This window comes from Microvirgula curvata (assembly GCF_054781615.1).
The window spans coordinates 1-803 of record NZ_BAAGUB010000042.1 but is presented as its reverse complement, the minus strand read 5'-3'; the positions used below and the strand labels follow the sequence as shown (position 1 = coordinate 803).

The following is an 803-nucleotide window of genomic DNA, read 5'->3' as shown; positions in this document are numbered from 1 at the left end:
GGTGCCGACATAGAACGGCCATGCCGAGTACAGCACCACCGGCAGGGTCAGGAAGAAACTGGCCCAGTGCAGCAGCCACATCCATTCCGCACTCATCTCGCCCTGGGTATCCAGATAGACCGGCACCGCGTACATCATCACCTGCATCATCGACAGACCGGCGACCCACAACCGGTTGAGCTGGCCCTTGCGTTCCTGCTCCGCCAGCTTCTCGCGCCGGTCGGCATCGTACGGATGGGCGCGGTAACCGATCTGGGCGATGGCTTCAAGCAGGGCGGACAACTGTATGCGGGTCGAATCCCACTTTACCCGGGCACGATGACTGGCATAGTTGACGTCGACCGAGATCACGCCCGGCTGGCGCTTCAGATGCTGTTCGTTCAGCCATACGCAGGCGGCGCAGGTAATGCCTTCCAGAATCAGCGACGCCTCGCGCAGATCGCCTTCGGCATGGACGAAGCTGTGCTGCAGTTCCGGTGCGTCATACAGCCGGATCTGCTCGACCAGCTCGGTCGGCAGCGGCTCGGCGCGCCTGGCATCCAGCGTGCGGTGCTCGTAGTAGCCGTCAAGGCCGGCGTCGATAATGGTTTGCGCCACCGCCTGGCAGCCGGCGCAGCAGGCGGGCTTGTCGGATTGCCGGTAACGGATGGGGAAGTGGATGCCGTCGGCCACCGGCAGACCGCAATGGAAGCAGGGATCAGTCATGACAACGGATTCTACCGAAGACCGCGCTCGCAGGGGGCAAGCGGGCCGGGCCAGAAGCGAAATGGCTGCATTTTGTTTGCCCGACACTTGTACAACGT

1 protein-coding gene is annotated in these 803 nt (G+C 63.0%); it reads right to left on the bottom strand.

The window, feature by feature from the left end; genetic code table 11:
- The coding region (locus tag ACYVG8_RS19300; protein ID WP_460746645.1) for a heavy metal translocating P-type ATPase metal-binding domain-containing protein at nt 1-705 on the bottom strand (705 nt) is incomplete at its 3' end.
- Nucleotides 706-803 lie beyond the last annotated feature (98 nt).